This is a genomic window from Bradyrhizobium semiaridum (assembly GCF_020329505.1).
GTDB lineage: Bacteria > Pseudomonadota > Alphaproteobacteria > Rhizobiales > Xanthobacteraceae > Bradyrhizobium > Bradyrhizobium semiaridum.
Map to the genome: position 1 here is coordinate 95,626 of NZ_JAGKJJ010000011.1, position 17,637 is coordinate 113,262.

At 65.2% G+C, this 17,637-nt stretch carries 17 protein-coding genes; 6 read left to right on the forward strand and 11 right to left on the reverse strand.

From position 1 onward, the window contains the following. Positions 1-91 precede the first annotated feature (91 nt). Positions 92-922: an enoyl-CoA hydratase gene (locus J6500_RS15545; protein WP_225713574.1), complete on the forward strand. Its 831-nt coding sequence runs from the start codon at positions 92-94 to the stop codon at positions 920-922. A 180-nt stretch (positions 923-1,102) separates the two neighbouring features. Here J6500_RS15545 and J6500_RS15550 read toward each other — a convergent pair whose 3' ends face one another. Both J6500_RS15550 and J6500_RS15555 read right to left on the reverse strand, forming a co-directional pair. Then, a complete protein-coding gene (locus J6500_RS15550; RefSeq protein ID WP_225713575.1) occupies positions 1,103-1,726 on the reverse strand; it encodes a GNAT family N-acetyltransferase in 624 nt (207 codons plus the stop codon). 69 nt (positions 1,727-1,795) lie between these two features. Next, positions 1,796-1,999 (reverse strand): DUF1127 domain-containing protein, encoded by a 204-nt coding sequence (locus J6500_RS15555; protein WP_225713576.1) that lies wholly within the window; start codon positions 1,997-1,999, stop codon positions 1,796-1,798. Positions 2,000-2,116: 117 nt separating this feature from the next. On the opposite strand from J6500_RS15555, the gene J6500_RS15560 reads away from it, so the two are divergent. From J6500_RS15560 to tcuB, 4 genes are all read left to right on the forward strand, one after another. Continuing rightward, entirely contained in the window at positions 2,117-3,016 is a 900-nt protein-coding gene (locus J6500_RS15560) for a transcriptional regulator GcvA (protein ID WP_225713577.1), read from the forward strand. Between the two features lie 183 nt (positions 3,017-3,199). Beyond that, positions 3,200-4,510: an MFS transporter gene (locus tag J6500_RS15565; protein ID WP_225713578.1), complete on the forward strand. Its 1,311-nt coding sequence runs from the start codon at positions 3,200-3,202 to the stop codon at positions 4,508-4,510. 79 nt (positions 4,511-4,589) lie between these two features. Then, positions 4,590-5,990 (forward strand): FAD-dependent tricarballylate dehydrogenase TcuA, encoded by a 1,401-nt coding sequence (gene tcuA, locus J6500_RS15570; RefSeq protein ID WP_225713579.1) that lies wholly within the window; start codon positions 4,590-4,592, stop codon positions 5,988-5,990. Continuing rightward, positions 5,977-7,083, forward strand: a complete 1,107-nt coding sequence (gene tcuB / locus J6500_RS15575; protein ID WP_225713580.1) for a tricarballylate utilization 4Fe-4S protein TcuB — start codon at positions 5,977-5,979, stop codon at positions 7,081-7,083. Before tcuA ends, tcuB begins: the two co-directional genes overlap by 14 nt. Before the next feature lie 123 nt (positions 7,084-7,206). Here tcuB and J6500_RS15580 read toward each other — a convergent pair whose 3' ends face one another. From J6500_RS15580 to J6500_RS15590, 3 genes are read right to left on the reverse strand one after another with little or no spacing between them, the layout of a single operon-like run. Then, entirely contained in the window at positions 7,207-7,620 is a 414-nt protein-coding gene (locus J6500_RS15580) for a Rieske (2Fe-2S) protein (protein WP_211987812.1), read from the reverse strand. Then, on the reverse strand, positions 7,621-8,730 hold the full coding sequence (locus tag J6500_RS15585) for an amidohydrolase family protein (RefSeq protein WP_225713581.1): 1,110 nt from the start codon (positions 8,728-8,730) through the stop codon (positions 7,621-7,623). It lies immediately after the preceding gene. Continuing rightward, positions 8,727-9,803 carry an amidohydrolase family protein gene (locus tag J6500_RS15590; protein ID WP_225713582.1) on the reverse strand — a complete coding sequence of 359 codons (1,077 nt, stop codon included), beginning with the start codon at positions 9,801-9,803 and terminating at the stop codon, positions 8,727-8,729. The genes J6500_RS15585 and J6500_RS15590 overlap by 4 nt, the downstream gene beginning before the upstream one ends. Before the next feature lie 175 nt (positions 9,804-9,978). Here J6500_RS15590 and J6500_RS15595 point away from each other — a divergent pair, with 175 nt between their 5' ends. Beyond that, positions 9,979-10,461, forward strand: coding sequence for a CinA family protein (locus J6500_RS15595; protein WP_225713583.1), 483 nt, complete (start codon positions 9,979-9,981; stop codon positions 10,459-10,461). Positions 10,462-10,615: 154 nt separating this feature from the next. Here J6500_RS15595 and J6500_RS15600 read toward each other — a convergent pair whose 3' ends face one another. From J6500_RS15600 to J6500_RS15625, 6 genes are all read right to left on the reverse strand, one after another. Further along, positions 10,616-11,926 (reverse strand): HlyD family type I secretion periplasmic adaptor subunit, encoded by a 1,311-nt coding sequence (locus J6500_RS15600; protein WP_225713584.1) that lies wholly within the window; start codon positions 11,924-11,926, stop codon positions 10,616-10,618. Then, positions 11,923-13,674, reverse strand: coding sequence for a type I secretion system permease/ATPase (locus J6500_RS15605; RefSeq protein ID WP_225713585.1), 1,752 nt, complete (start codon positions 13,672-13,674; stop codon positions 11,923-11,925). The genes J6500_RS15600 and J6500_RS15605 overlap by 4 nt, the downstream gene beginning before the upstream one ends. 312 nt (positions 13,675-13,986) lie before the next feature. Beyond that, positions 13,987-14,964, reverse strand: a complete 978-nt coding sequence (locus J6500_RS15610; protein WP_225713586.1) for an ABC transporter ATP-binding protein — start codon at positions 14,962-14,964, stop codon at positions 13,987-13,989. Then, entirely contained in the window at positions 14,961-16,373 is a 1,413-nt protein-coding gene (locus J6500_RS15615) for an amidase (RefSeq protein ID WP_225713587.1), read from the reverse strand. Before J6500_RS15615 ends, J6500_RS15610 begins: the two co-directional genes overlap by 4 nt. Continuing rightward, positions 16,370-16,567, reverse strand: coding sequence for a hypothetical protein (locus J6500_RS15620; protein WP_225713588.1), 198 nt, complete (start codon positions 16,565-16,567; stop codon positions 16,370-16,372). Before J6500_RS15620 ends, J6500_RS15615 begins: the two co-directional genes overlap by 4 nt. Further along, the gene (locus J6500_RS15625) at positions 16,564-17,637 is read right to left on the reverse strand and encodes an ABC transporter ATP-binding protein (RefSeq protein WP_225713589.1); all 1,074 of its coding nucleotides are present in this window, start codon (positions 17,635-17,637) and stop codon (positions 16,564-16,566) included. The genes J6500_RS15620 and J6500_RS15625 overlap by 4 nt, the downstream gene beginning before the upstream one ends.

Sequence of the window (17,637 nt, forward strand, 5' to 3'; positions counted from 1 at the left end):
TGACGAGGATCATCCATAAAGCGTAGGTTTACGCGGAAGGAGACCACGTTCGTCATTGCAATGAGGGCAGGAATTGACCCCGGGAGGAAACATGACCAGCGAAATCAAGATCGAGACAGGCACCGACGAACTGCTCTGCGTGATCCGCGACCGCGTTGCGATCATCACGCTGAACCGGCCCGACGCCCGCAACTCGCTGTCGGATACGCTGACGCCGGCGCTGCGCACGATGATCCGGACCTGCGGCGAGAATCCGGAGGTCGGCGTGCTGCTGCTCACCGGCGCCGGCAAGGCGTTCTGCGCCGGCGGCAACGTCAAGGGCATGGGCGCGCACCGCGACCCGAAGAAGCTGGAGATGTCCTACGAGGACAAGGTCGCCGATTTGCAGGAGCGCCAGCGCCTGCTCACCGGCGCGCTCGCCTCGGTGCGCAAGCCGACCATCGCCGCACTGCCCGGCCCTGCGGTCGGCGCCGGGCTCGCGATCGCGATGGCCTGCGACATCCGGATCGCGGCGCAATCCGCCTTCGTCTCGACCGGCTATTTGCGCGTGGCGCTCAGCGGCGATTACGGGATCGCCTGGCTCTTGACGCGCTTGGTCGGCACTTCGCGCGCCCGCGAATTGATGTTCACCTCGGAGAAGGTCGATGCTGCGAGGTGCGAGCAGATCGGCCTCGTCAACCGCGTGGTGCCGGACGAGGCGCTGCAGAACGAGGCGTTTGCGTTGGCGAAATCGATCGCCGAAGGTCCGACGCTAGCGCTGCGCTACATGAAGGACAATCTCGACGAAGCCCTGCAGTTCGACTTCGCCACCGCGCGCGACCACGAGGCCGAACGGCTGGTCCGGCTGACCACGACCGCCGATCACAAGGAAGCGGTGCAAGCGTTCATCGACAAGCGCAAGCCGGTGTTTCGGGGCAGTTGAGCCTCCGCACATACAATCGTCATTGCCGAGCTTGACCGGCAATCCATCGCAAAGGAATTCTTGCCCGATGAATGCGCGGGTCGAGCCCGGGCATGACGTTCTGTAGATGGGCAACGGGCCGAAGTTTAGGCCAAAAGAAAAGAGCCCGGTTCTGGAGGGGCCAGAACCGGGCTTAGTTTGTCAAACCGCAAGCGAGGACATCGCGGCAGTGCGGGAGATGGCGGCGAGCCGCCAGCTGGCACAGGGAATGTCTTGCGGTTCGACGTGGATCTGTTTCTCGAAACGCACCAGCTTCCAATCGCCGGGGCTGTTCGTGAAGGCGTAGTCGGACTTGCGGGCGAGGCCGATCATCGTCGCGTTGGAACGCAACGTGTCGCCGAAGATGCGCTCGGCTCCAAAGGACGCCGCACGGCATTCGAGGTTCTTCAACAGCGCCTTGCCGATGCCAAAGCCCTGCCACCGGTCGGAAATCGACAGGCCGAACTCGACGCTCGACGTATCGGCCTGGAAGGCATAGCGGGCTTCGCCGACGATGGTCTCGAAGCCGTCGACCATGATCGTCGCGACCACCGTGAACCGGTCAGCCTCGCCGACATGGATGAAGCGCTCGAGCTCCGACTTCGGCAGCTCGCTCAGCGCGCCCAGGAAGCGGTTGTAACGGGACCCAGCGGAGAGCGAGCGGATGTAGTTCTGCAGTTCCTCGCGGTCGCGCGGCTCGACAAAGCGCACCTTGATCTCGCTGCCGTCCTTGGCGCGCAGCACGTCAGAATATTGCTTGAGATCGTCGAGATGCAGCGCAGCCATGACCCGCTCCTCGGGGGGAAGTATTGGCCGGCGCCCCTCTCCGGAGGCGGCGCCGGCAGTCGCGGCCTGTCAGGCCCGCCAGAACGGCTTTTCGGTTTCGAAAGCCACGTCGCTCCGGGACACGCCGATGTCGTGCAGATCACGATCCGACCACTGCGACAGCTCGCGGCGGCGCTCGTACCGCTGCCACCAGACGTGAAGGGTCTCGCCGACCTGGTTCAGCAATCCAGGGGCATGATGATTTGTCATCGATTCATGGGTGAAAATGGACATTTACGGCTCCTATCGGTAACCTGTTGTCGCTAATATCTGCCCGGCTAGAGCTTTCTACAAACGACACTTTGTACCGTTTCGCATGAATTAAAGTCATGAATTGGGAGCCCTCCGGAGATGACCGGCCGACTGCCATCGCTGAATGGATTGCGGGCCTTCGAGGCCGCCGCGCGGCACATGAGTTTTACGCTGGCGGCGTCCGAACTGAACGTGACGCAGACCGCGATCAGCCATCAGATCCGCCGGCTCGAGGAGGAGCTCGGCGTGCGCCTATTCGTTCGCCAGAACCGCTCGCTGAGCCTGACCCCGGAAGCCGCCGAATACCTCCCCGGTGTGCGCGCCGCCTTCAACGACTTGCGGTTGGCGACCGACCGCCTGCTGCGCCGGGACGACGATCACGTGCTGACCGTTTCCACGCTGGCCTCACTCGCCGCCAAATGGCTGCTGCCGCGGCTCTCGGCGTTCCAGGAGGCGCATCCCGGCATAGACGTTCGCATCACCACCTCGACCAATCTGGTCGACTTCCAGCGCGACAAGGTCGATGCGGCGATCCGCTACGGCCGCGGCCAGTGGGCCGGGCTGCGTGCGGACTGGCTGATGGCGGACGAGTTGTTCCCGGTGTGCAGCCCGTCGCTGCTGCAGGGAGCCAAGCCACTGAATGCTCCCGAAGACCTCAGGGATCATACGCTGCTGCACACCAGCAACGCCAACAGCGACGACTGGCGGCTGTGGCTGACCGCAGCGGGGCTGCCGGCCGACATTTCGAGGCAACCGGGCGTGACGTTCGACCTGCTGTTCGTGACCATCCAGGCCGCCATTGACGGGATCGGGATCGCGATGGGCCGTACCTCCTATGTGCGGGACGACATCACCAAGGGCCGCCTCGTGGTTCCCTTCAAGATCGCACTACCCGCAGATGCCGGCTTCTACCTAGTGTCTCCCCAGGGGCGGGCAGATTCCCACAAGCTGGCCGCATTCCGGAGCTGGCTCCGCGCCTCGGCCCATGCGCCGTCCTGACCCGGCGCGCACGCGGCCGGCGGAGATTCCCCCAGCCATCCCTTTTTCCGATGGCATCTGCCCGGTTTCGGGGTTGGTGGCGCCGGGCAGGCGTGCCAAATTGTCGCAGAAGGCAGGGGTAACTGCCTTGGCTGGCGAAACTATCTGCGCCGGCCTTTTGCGCTCCGGGGAGGAAGGGACGTTATGCCGCAGCCGAGTTCATCGCCAACACCGCAAATCAAGTCCCGCCTCGGCGCCATCCTGCGCGCGACCAGCGGCAATTTCCTCGAGCAATTCGACTTCTTCCTGTTCGGCTTCTATGCGCCGCTGATCGCCAAGGCGTTCTTCCCGTCGGAGAACGAGACCGCGGCATTGCTCAACGCGTTCGGCGTATTCTGGCTTGGCGCCCTGATGCGCCCGGTCGGCGCCATCGTGCTCGGCGCCTACATCGACAAGATCGGTCGCCGCAAGGGCCTGATCGTGACACTGGCCATCATGGCGGTCGGCACCGTCGTGATCGCGATCTGTCCCACCTATGCGACGATCGGCATTGCCGCCCCGATCATCGTGCTGCTGGCCCGCCTGCTGCAAGGCTTCTCGGCCGGCGTCGAGCTCGGCGGCGTCTCGGTCTATCTCGCCGAGATCGCCACACCGGGCAATCGCGGCTTCTACACCTCGTTCCAGTCGGCGAGCCAGCAGGTCGCGATCTTCGTGGCCTCGATCCTCGGCTATGTCCTCAGCGGGAGCATGCCGGCCGCCACCGTGACCGCCTGGGGCTGGCGCATCCCGTTCTTCGTCGGGTGCCTGATCATCCCGGTGATCTTCTTCCTGCGCCGGACGCTGGAGGAGACGCCGGAATTCCTCGCGATGAAGAAGCATCCGACCACGCTCGAGGTATTTGCCTCGGCGCGCGAGAACTGGCGCATCGTCGTGCTCGGCATGATGATCGCGGTGCTGACCACCACCACGTTCTACTTCGTCACCGTCTACACCCCGACCTTCGGCAAGACCGTCCTGAAGCTGTCGACGCAGGACGCGCTGCTGGTGACGCTGCTGGTCGCGGTGACCAACTTCATCTGGAATCCGGTCGGCGGTGCGCTCTCCGACCGGCTCGGCCGCAAGCCGGTGCTGCTGGCGATCGCGGGCCTGTCCTTCGTCACCGCCTATCCGGCGCTGCACTGGCTCGTTACCAATCCGACCTTCGGCAAGATGTTGGCCGTCGAGATGATGTTCTCGTTCTATTTCGGCGTCTACAGCGGCACCATGCTTGGCTCGCTGGTCGAGATCGTGCCGGCGCATGTCCGGACCACCTGCTTCTCGCTGGCCTTTGCGCTCGCCGCCGGACTGTTCGGCACATTCACGCCGTTCGCGTCGACCTGGCTGATCGACCATACCGGCGACAAGGCCTCGCCCGGCTATTGGCTGATGTGCGCCGCGGTGCTCGGCATCGTCGCCGCGCTGATCGTCTATCGCGGCGGGCAGACCGTCGAACAGCGCGAGACCGTTGCCGCGTGACGTTGCGCATGCAATCGGGGCAGGCCGACCGCCTGCCCCGGCATGTTGCTTTCCATGCCAACAACGATAACAAGAGCGCATGGTTGATCTGACGCGCAGGTTCGACGTGCTGGTGATCGGGGGCGGCAATGCCGCCCTTTGCGCTGCGATCAGCGCGCGGCGCGCCGGCGCATCGGTGCTGGTGCTGGAAGGCGCGCCCAAGTTCTACCGCGGCGGCAACACCCGCCACACGCGCAACATGCGCTGCGCCCACGATGCGGCGACCGAGATCCTCACCGGCCCCTACACCGAGGAGGAATTCTGGAACGATCTGTTGCTGGTGACCGGCGGCCAGACCGACGAGGAACTGGCCCGCTTCATGATCCACGAGTCCAAGGACATCCTGAACTGGATCGTCGAACAGGGCGTGCGCTGGCAGCCTTCGCTCGGCGGCACGCTCAGCCTCGGCCGCACCAACTCGTTCTTTCTCGGCGGCGGCCGCGCGATGCTGAACGCGCTGTATCGCACCGCCGAGGAGCTCGGCGTCGACATCCTCTACGATGCCGAGGTGATCGACCTCAACATCGAGGACGGCATGTTCCTCTCGGCGCAGCTGAAGCAGCCGGTCGGCGGCAAGACCGAGGTGCGCGCCTCGACGCTGGTCGCGGCCGCGGGCGGCTTCGAGGCCAACATCGAATGGCTGAAGCAATATTGGGGCGAAGCCGCCGACAATTTCCTGATCCGCGGTACGCCCTTTAACCGGGGCGCCATCCTGAAGATGCTGCTGGCCAAGGGCGTGCAGGAGATCGGCGATCCCACGCAATGCCATGCGGTGGCCATCGACGCCCGGGCGCCGAAATTCGACGGCGGCATCATCACCCGCCACGACTCGGTCGTATTCGGCATTGTCGTCAACAGGCATGCCGAGCGGTTCTACGACGAGGGCGAGGATATCTGGCCGAAGCGCTACGCGATCTGGGGCCGCCTAGTCGCAGCGCAGCCGGACCAGATCGCCTACATCATCTTCGATTCCACCGTCGTCACCAGCTTCATGCCGACGCTGTTTCCGCCGATCGCCGGCGCGACCATCGCCGAGTTGGCCGGCAAGCTCGAGCTCGATCCGGCCGCGCTGGAAAAGACCATCACCGAATTCAACGCCGCGGTGCAGCCGGGCACCTTCGACCACACCATCCTCGACGACTGCCGGACCGAAGGCATCAGTCCGCCGAAGACGCATTGGGCGCGCAGGATCGAGACGCCGCCCTATCTCGCCTATCCGGTACGGCCCGGCATCACCTTCACCTATCTCGGCGCCCGCGTGAACAAGCAGGCGCGGATGCTGATGCAGGACGGCAAGCCCTCCGCCAACATGTTCGCCGCCGGCGAGATCATGGCCGGCAACGTGCTGGGCAAGGGCTACGCGGCCGGCATGGGCATGACCATCGGCAGCGTGTTCGGCCGCGTGGCAGGACGGGAAGCGGCAAAGAATGCACGGAACTAGAATCCTCGACGAGGCCGACCGTCTGATGACGGTGTGCAACTCCTGCCGCTATTGCGAAGGCTTGTGCGCGGTGTTTCCGGCGATGGAGATGCGCCGCGCCTTCTCCGACGGCGACCTCAACTATCTCGCCAATCTCTGCCATTCCTGCGGCGCCTGCTACACCGACTGCCAGTTTTCGCCGCCGCATGAGTTCAACGTCAATGTGCCGAAGACGCTCGCGGTGGCGCGTGCCGAATCCTACGCGGCCTATACCTGGCCGAGGACCTTCTCGGGCGCGTTCGCGCGCAACGGCCTCGTCATCAGCCTGGTCGCGGCGCTCAGCGTCGCCGGCTTCATCTTTGGCTTCGCCGCGATCAACGACCGTGGCGTGCTCACCGGCATCCACACCGGCGCAGGTGCGTTCTACAAATTGATGCCGCACAATGCGATGGCACTGCTGTTCAGCGCCGCGTTGCTTTACGCCATCCTCGCCCTGGTGATGGGCGTGCGTGCGTTCTGGCGCGATATCGGCGAGCCGGTCGGGATGAGGATGGATGCGAAGGCGCTGCTGCGGGCAATCCGGGACGCCGGCGAGCTGCGTTATCTCGACGGCGGCGGCGTCGGCTGCTTCAATGAGGACGACCGCCCGACCGACCGCCGCAAGCTGTATCACCACTTCACCTTCTACGGCTTCTCACTGTGCTTCGCTGCAACCTGGGTGGGCACGCTGTATCATTACCTACTGGCGCGCGAGGCACCCTATGCGTGGTGGGATTTGCCGGTCGTGCTCGGCACGCTTGGCGGCATCGGCCTCGTGATCGGCCCGGTCGGGCTGCTGACGGCGAAATGGACGCGCGCCCGCGTGCTGGTCGACGAGCAGCGTATGGGCATGGACACCGCTTTCATTTTGATGTTGTTCCTCACCAGCGTGACCGGCCTCGCGCTCCTGCTATGGCGCGAGACCGCTGCGATGGGCCCGCTGCTGGCGTTGCATCTCGGCGTGGTGTTCGCGCTGTTCATCACGATGCCCTACGGAAAATTCGTCCACGGCATCTACCGCTTCGTCGCGCTGGTGCGCTACGCGCGGGAACGGCAGATGATGCTGGGTGATTAGTTATCGGTCGTCATTCCGGGGCGATGCGGAGCATCGAGCCCGCAATCCATTGAGCCCCAGAGCAAAGTGTTGGAATGGATTCCGGGCTCGCCGCTTCGCGGCGCCCCGGAATGACGGCGGCGGTTAGAGGTCGACCACCACGTAATCGCTCTCCACCGCGACCTTGAGGGTCTCGGCCACATACGGGCCCTTCACCAGATTAGTGCCGGGCTCGACATTGACTGGATAGGCGCGGACGCGGAAGCGGCGGGGATCGCAATAGGACTGGCCGGTGCGGATGTCGAACTCCCAGCCGTGCCAAGGGCAGCGGATGATCTCGCCGAGTTTTGTGTACTCGATCTCGCCCGGGTCGGAGGACGAAGCGAGCCCGATCAGCGGACCCTCGCACAATGCCGCGCCCTGATGCGGGCAGCGGTTCAGCAGGCCGAAGAACTCGCCCTTGACGTTGAAGACTGCAATCGGCCGTCCGTCGATCTCGAGGAATTTTCGCGAGCCCGGCGGCAGTTCGTCGACGGGAGCGATGACGTGACGCGCCATTTATGAGATGCCGTACAGCTGTTTCGCATTGTCGAGATAGAACGCCTGGCGGTTGGCGTCGCTGACGCCGGCCGGCAGCACGCGCGACGGCTCGTCATAATCCCAATGCGGGTAGTCGGTGGCGAACAACAGCTTGTCCCAGCCGATCCATTCGATGACCTGGAACAGATGATCGCGGCTCTCCGGGTCCTCCATCGGCTGCGTGGTCCACCAGATGTGGTCGCGGATGTATTCCGACGGCTTGCGCTTGAGGTGCGGCACCTCGCCATGCAGCTTCGAAAACACCTTGTCGAGCCGCCAGGCCAGCGACGGCGCCCAGCCGAAGCCGGCCTCCACCATCACCATCTTCAGCTTCGGAAAGCGCTCGAACACGCCTTCGAGCACGAGGCTGGCCAGCGCGGTCTGCTGGCACTGCGAGTGGCCGACCATCTCCTCGATGTAGTAGCTCGGCCAGCCCGACGCGGTGATCGGGTTGCCGCCGAAGCCGAAGGCATGCACGCCGATCGGCAGGCCGGCCTCCTGCGCCGCCTCATAGATCGGCCAGTAGCGGCGCTGGCCGAGCGGCTCGACATTGCGGCTCAGCAGCAGCACCTGGACGAAGTTCTTGTCGCCGGCGCGCTTGCGGATTTCGGCGGCGGCCGACACGCCGTCCTCATTGGCGACGACGACGGACCCCTTCAGTCTAGCATCCTTGCTGGTCCACTTCTCGATCTGCCAATCGTTGATCGCCGCGCAGATCGCCGCGGCAAGGTCCTGGTTGCGGATGCCTTGCCCGGTGTTGAGCGGATTGAGCACGCCAAGCGCGACATTGTTGGGATCGAGGTGCTGCTTCTGCATGAAGGACAGCGAGGAGCCCTGCGGCCCGCCTTCCGGCGGATAGGCATCGCGGCGGGAGGCATTGGGCTGCGCCTTCGGATAGGGCGGGCCTTCCATCATGCCCTGATAGGCATGGACACCGAAGGTCTCGATATGGCCGTGCCAGCGTTTTGCCAGATAGGGATGCAATTCATCTTTCGTTGCGCGGGCCGGATGGATGTCGCAATCCGCAATCGCGGACTTGATGCCCGTCGATGAAGCGGCTTGCGGGCGTTCGCGAAGCTGGACGTTCATGGCGTCATCTCCTTCACTGTCAAGCGCGGATAGGTCGCATGCGGATTGTCGATCATGATCTTGCGGACGAGATCGGGCGACAATCCCTTCGGCAGCACCTCGTCACCATCGAACTGCCAGTGCGGATAGTCGGTCGAGAATAGGATCAATTCGTCCGACTGCATATGGTCGAACAGGCGGTTCAGCGTGTCGGATTCCGGCGGCGCGTCGACCGGCTGCAGCGAGAAGCGGATGTTGCTGCGCACAATCTCCAGCGGCGCGCGGTCGACCCAAGGCGTTTCCATCCGCACGCCGCGCCAGAACTTGTGCAGCCGCCACAGGAACGGCGGCAGCCAAGTGAAGCCGCTCTCCAGCATCACCATTTTCAGGTTCGGATGCCGCGCGAACACGCCCTCGACGATCAGGCTGGTAAGCTGGGTCTGGAACGCCTGCGCCTGCGCAACATAGTCCTCGATGTGATAGGAGCCCCAGCCGACCGAGGTCGGCGGATTGTGATAGGCGCTGCCGGCGTGGATGCCGATCGGCAGGCCGAAACGTTCGGCGGCAGCATAGATCGGCCAGTAGTGGCGCTTGCCGAGCGGCATGTCGCCCATCACCAGCATCAGGACCTGCACGAAGCGCTTGTCGGCGGCGCAGCGCTCGATCTCGGCGACCGCCTTCTCGATGCTCTGCACGGGGATCACGATCGAGCCGCGCAGGCGCTCGTCCTTGTCCAGCCATTCCTTCGCCAGCCAGTCGTTCAGCGCGCGGCAGAAGGCATTCGCCATGTCCTCGGAGAACACCATCTGCACGCCGTAGAGCGGATTGCAGATGCCATACGCGGTGCCGAACCTGTCGAGGGCCTGGCGCTGCAGATCGGCGATGTCGGAACCAGGCTTGCCTTTAACGGGCCTCCAGTCGGGACGCGAGGAGATCGGCGAATTGACCGGATAGGATTGCGAGATCAGATCGGTCATGCCGCGCGTCGTCACCTGGTCGCGCCAGTAGTCGTTCATGTAGGGCAGCAGACTGGTGAGATGAGGCACGGCGGGATGCAGGTCGCAATCCACGCCGCCGGCAATCGGCGACGTCATGGTGTTTCCTCTTCGACACGCATTCGCGCCAGATCACGCGGCGCGCCGCTTCGTTGTTGAATCTCATTCAAGCAGGCCCTCAGCCGGCCCGCAACTCGGCAGCGGTCCGTGTGGTGTGCTAGGACAGCAGAACGCCCCAAGGAATTTTCATGGCAAACAACAAGAAAGGCCACCGATGAACGCGCTCACCTCCATCGCCCAACAGGCTGCCGCGAAGCTGATCGCGAACAAGCAGACCATCGCCGTCGCGGAATCCTCGACCGGCGGCCTGATCTCCGCATCGCTGCTCGCTGTGCCCGGCGCATCGGCCTACTTCCTCGGCGGCGGCGTGATCTACACCCGCGACGCGCGGCGCGCGCTGATGGATATTCCAGATGACGCAATGAAGGGCATCCGCTCGGCATCCGAGCCCTACGCGCAGCTGCTGGCGCGTCAGATCCGCGGACGCCTCTCGACCGATTGGGGCCTGTCGGAAACCGGCGCCAGCGGACCGACCGGCAATCGCTACGGCGACGCCGCCGGCCACAGCTGCATGGCGGTCGCCGGCCCGCAGCACGAGGTGATCACGCTGGAAACCGGCAGCAATGACCGCGCAGCGAACATGCAGGCGTTTGCAACGGCGGCGCTGGAATTGCTGCTGAAGAACCTGGCGCGGTAGTTCCACGGCGTCGTCCCGGCGAAGGCCGGGACCCATAACCACAGGCTTCAATCGTTGAAGTGGGCTGTGGCGCCAGCGTCGCGCAATAATGACCCTCGGTGGTAATGGGTCCCGGCCTTCGCCGGGACGTCGCTGGAGGGAGATCTCGCCAGCTTCACTTCTCGCGGAAGGAGCGCATGAACTGGTCGCTGAGCGGCTTCATCAGGTAGGACATCATGGTGCGGTCGCCGGTCTGGACGAAGGCTTCCACGGGCATGCCCGGGATGATCTTCACCTCGCTGCCGAGCCGCGCGACCTCTTCGGGCGGCATCGAGACGCGGATAGTGTAGTAGCTCTGCCCGGTGCGCTGGTCGGTGGTGACGTCGGCGGAAACGCGGGTGACGATGCCGTTCAGCTCCGGCGTGGTGCGCTGGTTGAATGCGGAGAGCCGCAGCACGGTCTTCTGCCCGACCTGCAGCTTGTCGATGTCCGCCGGATTGACCTTGGCCTCGACCGAGAGATCGTCGGCCTTCGGCACGATCATCATGATGGCATCGCCGGCGGTGATGACGCCGCCGACCGTGTGCACGGTCGATTGCAGCACCACGCCATCCTGCGGCGCGCGGATGTCGATGCGGCGGAGCTGGTCCTCGGCGGTGACCTTACGCTCGACGAACTCGCCGATCTTGTCGTTGGTCTCGCGCAGATCCTTCGACACCTCGGAGAGCATGTCCTTGTCGACCTGGATGATCTGCAACTCGGTCTCGGTGATCTTGCCCTTGGCCTGCGCGCGCGAGGCGATGTACTGCGCGCGTTCGCCCGACAGCCGCGCGGCGTCGCGCTCCAGCGTGGTCAGGCGGGTGATCTGCACCAGATGCTGCTCATAGAGCTGGCGAACGCCGACCAGCTCGGTTTTCACCAGCTCGATCTCCTTGTCCTTGGCCTTTTCCTGCGCCTGCAGTCCCGAGATTTCCTCGTTGAGCTGGGTAACGCGCTCGCGCAGCTGCGCCTTCTGGCCGGTGCGGCCGTTGACGCGAACCTCGAACAGCTTGGCTTCGTTGGTCATGATGTCCCGGACATCGGGATCGTTGGCCTGATCGGTCAACTGCCTCGGAAACGCGATCGTGTCGCGGCCCTGCTGCTCGGCCTCAAGCCGGGCCTGGCGCGCATAGAGGCCGTTCAGCGTCTTGACCACGATCGCCAGGCTCGCCTTCACGACGGTCTCGTCGAGCCGCACCACGATATCGCCCGCCTTGACCACGTCACCGTCGCGCACCCGGACCTCGCCGACCACGCCGCCGGTCGGATGCTGCACCTTCTTGACGTTGGAATCGACCACCACCGAGCCCGGCGCGATCAGCGCGCCCGAAATCGGCACCGTAGCGGCCCAGCCGCCGACGCCGCCGCCGAGGACCAGGACCACGGCAAGACCGACAATCAGATGCTTTCGGATCGAGTAATGCGCATCGCGCGGCTGATCGGTCATGACTTGGCTGCCCCGGCATCGGCGACGATCTTGATCGGTGTAGGCGTCGGCGGCGCAACCCGCTGCAGCACCTGCGCGAGCACGGTCTCCTTCGGCCCGAAAGTCTGCATGCGGCCGTCCTTCAGCACCAGCAGCTGATCGACACCCTCGATGCCGATCGGCCGGTGCGCGACCACGATGACGATGGCGCCGCGCTCGCGGGCGCTGCGCACCGCGCGGGTCAGCGCCTCATCGCCCTCGCTGTCGAGGTTGGAGTTCGGCTCGTCCAGCACGATCAGGAACGGATTGCCGTAGAGCGCGCGGGCCAGCGCGACGCGCTGTGCCTGGCCGGCGGAAAGCGCGGTGCCCTGCTCGCCGACCTGGGTGTCGTAGCCCTCGCGCATCTTGATGATCATCTCGTGCACCCCGGCTTCCTTGGCCGCGGCGATGATGGCGTCGGACTTTGCCTCGGGATCGAAGCGGGATATGTTCTGCGCGACGGTGCCGCCGAACAATTCGACGTCCTGCGGCAGGTAGCCGATATAGCGCCCGAGCACGTCCGACGACCACTGGTCGAGCGCCGCGCCGTCGAGCCGCACCTTGCCGCGAACCGGATTCCAGACACCGACCAGCGCCCGGATCAGCGACGACTTGCCGGATCCGCTCGGGCCAATCACGCCGACGCCGGTGCCGGCTTCGACCGCGAAGGTGACGTCCTGCACGATGATGCGCTGGTCGCCCGGCGCGACCATCGTCACGGCCTCGACCGACAGTTTCTTCTCCGGCGCCTGCAACAGCGTCTGCGCGGCGCGGGCCGGCATCTGCTGCAGCAGGCGGTTGAGGCGCGCCCAGCTCTGCCGTGCCGCAACGAACCCCTTCCAATGCGCGATCGCCAGATCAACCGGCGCCAGCGCCCGTGCGCTCAAGATCGAGCCGGCGATGATGATGCCGCCGGTCGCCTCCTGGTTGATCACGAGCCATGCGCCGACCGCCAGCACGGCGGACTGCAGCATCATGCGCAGCACCTTGGCGACGGCGCCGAGGCCGCCGCTGACGTCGCTCGCGTGCTGGTTGCCGGCGAGATATTCCTCGTTGGCATCATTCCAGCGCTTGTTCATGCGCCCGGCCATGCCCATCGCCACCAGCACCTCGGCATTGCGGCGGCTGGAAGCGGCCAGATCGTTGCGCCGCGCCGCGAGCGTCATCGCTTCCTTGGCCGGCGAGCGCGACATGTATTCGGTGATCAGCGTCAGCGTGATCAGAATGATGGCGCCGACCAGCGCGGTGACGCCGAGCAGCCAATGGAACGCGAAGCAGATCGCCATGTAGAACGGCAGCCAGGGCAGGTCGAAGAACGCGCCGGGGCCCATGCTGCCGAGGAACGAGCGCACATTGTCGAGGTCGCGCAGCGGCTGCAGGCCCTCGCTGCGGTTGCCGGCCATCAGCGGCAGGCGGACGATGGTGTCGAACACCCGCGCATTGAGCGCTTCGTCGAGCGAGGTTCCGATGCGGCCGAGGATTCGTCCGCGCAGCAGGTCGAGGAAGCCCTGCGCGATGTAGAGACCGGCGGCGATGACGACGAGGCCGACCAGGGTCGGGACGCTGCGACTCGGCAGCACCCGGTCATAGACCTGCAGCATGAACATCGAACCTGTCAGGTACAACAGGTTGATCATGCAACTCATGAGACCGACGCCAATGAAAGCACTGCGGCATGCACGCAACGCGTCACTCAGTTCGGAACGCCGGACAACGGGTGCGGCTGCCATTAAATTTCTCTGCAAAAGGGCTTACGTAATGCCCTGGTTGTAGCGGGGTTTGTGGCCATCGTCCATTTAAGTCGCGTTAACCCGGAGAAGGTTTGCGCTCTCTTTTCGTGATGGCACAGAGAGTTGACGGAATAATAATGGCCAGTTTGCCGCCGAACCGGGCCGTGAAGCGGGCAATGTTCGGGAAGGCGGCGCGCGATGGACATTATTATCGCCGAACTCGCGCCGCAACCATCCGGGAAACCCCGGATTCGACGCAACATCTAGGCGCCTGGAACTCTAAAGCCGCGCGTCACGCAGGTTCCGGCCCCTTCAGGGAACTACAACCACAGGTTGGGCAAGGATGCAGCGGGCAGTATGGCCCGGCGCGATCGGCACATTGGGCGGCAGCTCCTCACTGCAGCGGGGCTGGGCAAGGCCACAGCGCGGCGCAAATGAACAGCTGGCCGGGGCGTGGGCGAGCGAAGGGGGCGTGCCCGGAATCGTCTCCAGCCGCTGGCCACGCTTGGCGCCATGAACGGTCGAGGCCAGCAGGCCCCTGGCATAGGGATGAACCGGCGTTCGCACGATGTCGCGCAGGGCCCCCTGCTCCACGATCTGCCCCGCATACATCACCGCGACCCGGTCGCAGATCTCGATGGCGACGCCGATGTCATGGGTCACGAAGATGACGGACATGCCGAACTCGCGCTGCAGCTCGCGTAGCAGCAGTAGGATCTGGATCTGCACCGTGGCGTCGAGCGCGGTGGTCGGCTCGTCCGCCAGCAGGATCTTGGGCTTGCAGGCCAGCGCCAGCGCGATCATGGCGCGCTGGCGCATGCCGCCGGACATCTCGTGCGGATAGGAATCGAGCCGACGTTTGGCAGACGGGATTCGAACCACCTCGAGCATCTCGAGCGCGCGGGCGGTGGCCTCGCGCTCGCTCTTGCCCTCGTGGCGCATCACGGTTTCCGCGATCTGCCGGCCGATGGTGTAGACCGGGTCGAGCGCCAGCGCCGGCTCCTGGAAGATCATCGAGACGGTCTGGCCGCGAAACGCGGACAGCGCCTCATCATCCATTGCCAACACCTCCTGGCCCAGCACCTTGACGCTGCCGGAGATCTGCGTCCGCTTCTTCGGCAGCAGCCGCATCAGGGCCCGCAGCGTCACGCTCTTGCCGGAACCGGACTCGCCGAGCAGCCCCAACACCTCGCCCTCGCCGAGCGACAGGCTGAGATCGTTCACGGCATGGACCGTGCGATCGCCGGTGAAGCGGATGTTGAGGTTGTTGATCTCGACGAGGTTGGTCATGCGAGCTTTGGCAACCTGGCGTGGAAGTCGGTCGCGCGCTGGAAGGCGGCACCGATCCGCAGCAGCACGGCCTCCTCAAAGGAGCGGCCGATCAGCTGCATGCCGACCGGCAGGCCCGCCTTGGTGAAGCCCGATGGGATCGAGAGCGACGGCAGGCCGAGGTAGTTCACTGGCCGAGTAAACCGGGTCAGCCGCTGGATCACCGCCTCAGCGCCCGGACCATTGCCGACATCGCTCTCGGCGATGGTCGGCGCCGGGACCGGAGCCGACGGGGCAATCACGGCATCGACACCGCCCACCGCCGCGTTGTGCGCGGCGAGCGCCGGGCCGCGCCAGCGCATCGCCTCGAGATAGGTGACCGCCGGGATGGCGAGCCCGTTCTGCAGCCGCATCAGCACCTGCGCGCCGTAATCCTGCGGACGCTCGATCATCCAGCGCTTGTGGAAGGCGGCGGCTTCGACCGCGAGCACCAGTTGCGACGCGGAGCTGAGCTGGCGCTGATCCGGCAGCTCGACCTTGACAATCTCGGCGCCCTCCTTCTTCAACGTCGCAACGGTCTCGTCGAGGCAGCGCGCGACCTCGGGATCGAGATCGTCGACGTAGAACGCGGTTGGCACGCCGATCTTGAGACCGTTCAGCGATTCCCTAGTCGCGGCCATGTAGTCCGGCACCGGCAGCGTGGAGGCTGTCGGGTCTTCCGGATCCGCACCGGCCATCAGACCGAGCAGCAGCGCGCAATCCTCGGCGGTCTGCGCCAGCGGGCCGACGGTGTCGAGCGATTGCGACAGCGGCATCGCGCCGGCGCGGCTGACGCGGCCGACCGTCGTCTTCAGCCCGGTGACGCCGCAGAAATGCGCGGGCATCCGCACCGACCCGCCAGTGTCTGAGCCGAGCGCCGCAAAGGTCAGGCGTGCAGCGACCGCCGAGCCCGAGCCTGATGACGAGCCGCCGGTGATGTGATCGGTGTTCCAGGGATTGCGCACCGCGCCGTAGTGCACGTTGTGGCCGGTCGGCCCATAGGCGAACTCGACCATCTGCAGCGAACCGAGCCGGACCTGTCCGGCATCCTTGAGCCGCTGCAGCGCAGTTGACGTGGTCTTCGGCACGAAGTCGCGGCGGATCAGCGAGCCGCAGGTCACGACCTTGCCGGCGTCGTAATACATGTCCTTGTGCGCCATCGGCACACCGTGGAGCACGCCACGGCTGTTTCCCTTGGCGAATTCGGCATCGGCCTCGCTGGCGGCGGCGAGCGCCTGTTCGGACTCGATTGCCATATAGGCGTTGAGCCGCGGCTGCCACTGCGCAACGCGATGCAGCACGGCACGCGTCACCTCATGCGAGGAGACTTTCTTCTCGGCAATCGCCTTTGCGACCGCGGTCAGCGTCATCAAAGCAGGTTCGGTGCTCATTTCGACACCTTTGCGATCTGCGCCAGCACAAAGCTCGCGGGTTCGAGGTCGAACGGCAGCGTACCGGAGATCGGCGCGAACCCGTCGAATGCCGGCCCGATCGAATTGGCGATGCGGTTGGCGACCTCGTCATCGGCGGGCACGTCGGCGACGTGCGCGATCACCTTGACGTCCTTGGGCGTGGGTCTGGTCATGCCGCGTTTTCTCCTTTTGCTTCTGCCGGCGCGCGGCTGTGCCCCGAGCCTGGAATGGCCATGTAGCACGCCGCCTGATGGCCCATAGTATCGAGATCGCCGAGCTTTGGCGTGTCGTTTGCGCAGAGCGGCTCCGCGAACGGACAACGGGTGTGAAACCGGCAGCCGGAGGGCGGATCGATCGGATTGGGCGGATCGCCCGAGATCGGCGGCACCTCGGTGCGGCTGTCAGGATCGGATGACGGCATCGCCGCCAGCAGCGCGCGGGTATAGGGATGCGCCGGCGCGTCCCAGACCGCATCGACCGGCCCGAGCTCGACGACCTCGCCGAGATACATCACCAGCACGCGGTCGGAGATGTAGCGGACGACGTTGAGATCGTGGCTGATGAAGAGATAGGTCAGTCCGAACTCGCGCTTGAGATCGGCGAGCAAATTGAGCACCTGCGCCTCGACCGATTTGTCGAGCGCGGAGACCGCTTCGTCGAGGATCACCAGCCGCGGCGACAGCGCCAGCGCGCGGGCGATGTTGACGCGCTGGCGCTGGCCGCCGGAAATCTCGTGGGGATAGCGATTGGCGAAGGTTTCCGGCCGGAGGCCCACCTTGCCGAGCAGCTCGCGCGCCAGCGAGCGCGCGGCAGCGTCGGCCATGCCATGGACCTTGGGCCCGAACGCGATGGATTCTTCGATGGTCAGGCGGGGATTGAGCGAGGCATAGCTGTCCTGGAACACCATCTGCATGCCGCGCCTGAGCTCGCGCAGCGAGAGCGACGGGCCGACCTGCATGCCGTCATAGATGATGTCGCCGGCATCGCGCGCCATCAGATGCATCAACAGCCGCGCGGTGGTCGATTTGCCGCAGCCGGATTCGCCGACGATGCCGACGGTCTCACCCTTCATCACCGCGAACGAGACGTCATCGACGGCACGCACCGTCTTGCGCGGACTGAACAGCCCGCCGCGGACCGGGAAATGTTTCGTGAGTCCCCTGACCTGCAACAGCGGCTGCGCCGCTCCGCCGATGTCGGCGACCGGCTCCAGCATGTCGGCTGCGAGATTGGCGTCGCTCAT

Bases quoted from the DNA above. Each gene is read 5' to 3' on its own strand.
- J6500_RS15545 (WP_225713574.1), top strand. From the start codon at position 92: ATGACCAGCGAAATCAAGATCGAGACAGGCACCGACGAACTGCTCTGC.
- J6500_RS15550 (WP_225713575.1), bottom strand. From the start codon at position 1,726: ATGGCTGCGCTGCATCTCGACGATCTCAAGCAATATTCTGACGTGCTG.
- J6500_RS15555 (WP_225713576.1), bottom strand. From the start codon at position 1,999: ATGTCCATTTTCACCCATGAATCGATGACAAATCATCATGCCCCTGGA.
- J6500_RS15560 (WP_225713577.1), top strand. From the start codon at position 2,117: ATGACCGGCCGACTGCCATCGCTGAATGGATTGCGGGCCTTCGAGGCC.
- J6500_RS15565 (WP_225713578.1), top strand. From the start codon at position 3,200: ATGCCGCAGCCGAGTTCATCGCCAACACCGCAAATCAAGTCCCGCCTC.
- tcuA (WP_225713579.1), top strand. From the start codon at position 4,590: ATGGTTGATCTGACGCGCAGGTTCGACGTGCTGGTGATCGGGGGCGGC.
- tcuB (WP_225713580.1), top strand. From the start codon at position 5,977: ATGCACGGAACTAGAATCCTCGACGAGGCCGACCGTCTGATGACGGTG.
- J6500_RS15580 (WP_211987812.1), bottom strand. From the start codon at position 7,620: ATGGCGCGTCACGTCATCGCTCCCGTCGACGAACTGCCGCCGGGCTCG.
- J6500_RS15585 (WP_225713581.1), bottom strand. From the start codon at position 8,730: ATGAACGTCCAGCTTCGCGAACGCCCGCAAGCCGCTTCATCGACGGGC.
- J6500_RS15590 (WP_225713582.1), bottom strand. From the start codon at position 9,803: ATGACGTCGCCGATTGCCGGCGGCGTGGATTGCGACCTGCATCCCGCC.
- J6500_RS15595 (WP_225713583.1), top strand. From the start codon at position 9,979: ATGAACGCGCTCACCTCCATCGCCCAACAGGCTGCCGCGAAGCTGATC.
- J6500_RS15600 (WP_225713584.1), bottom strand. From the start codon at position 11,926: ATGACCGATCAGCCGCGCGATGCGCATTACTCGATCCGAAAGCATCTG.
- J6500_RS15605 (WP_225713585.1), bottom strand. From the start codon at position 13,674: ATGGCAGCCGCACCCGTTGTCCGGCGTTCCGAACTGAGTGACGCGTTG.
- J6500_RS15610 (WP_225713586.1), bottom strand. From the start codon at position 14,964: ATGACCAACCTCGTCGAGATCAACAACCTCAACATCCGCTTCACCGGC.
- J6500_RS15615 (WP_225713587.1), bottom strand. From the start codon at position 16,373: ATGAGCACCGAACCTGCTTTGATGACGCTGACCGCGGTCGCAAAGGCG.
- J6500_RS15620 (WP_225713588.1), bottom strand. From the start codon at position 16,567: ATGACCAGACCCACGCCCAAGGACGTCAAGGTGATCGCGCACGTCGCC.
- J6500_RS15625 (WP_225713589.1), bottom strand. From the start codon at position 17,637: ATGAGCGACGCCAATCTCGCAGCCGACATGCTGGAGCCGGTCGCCGAC.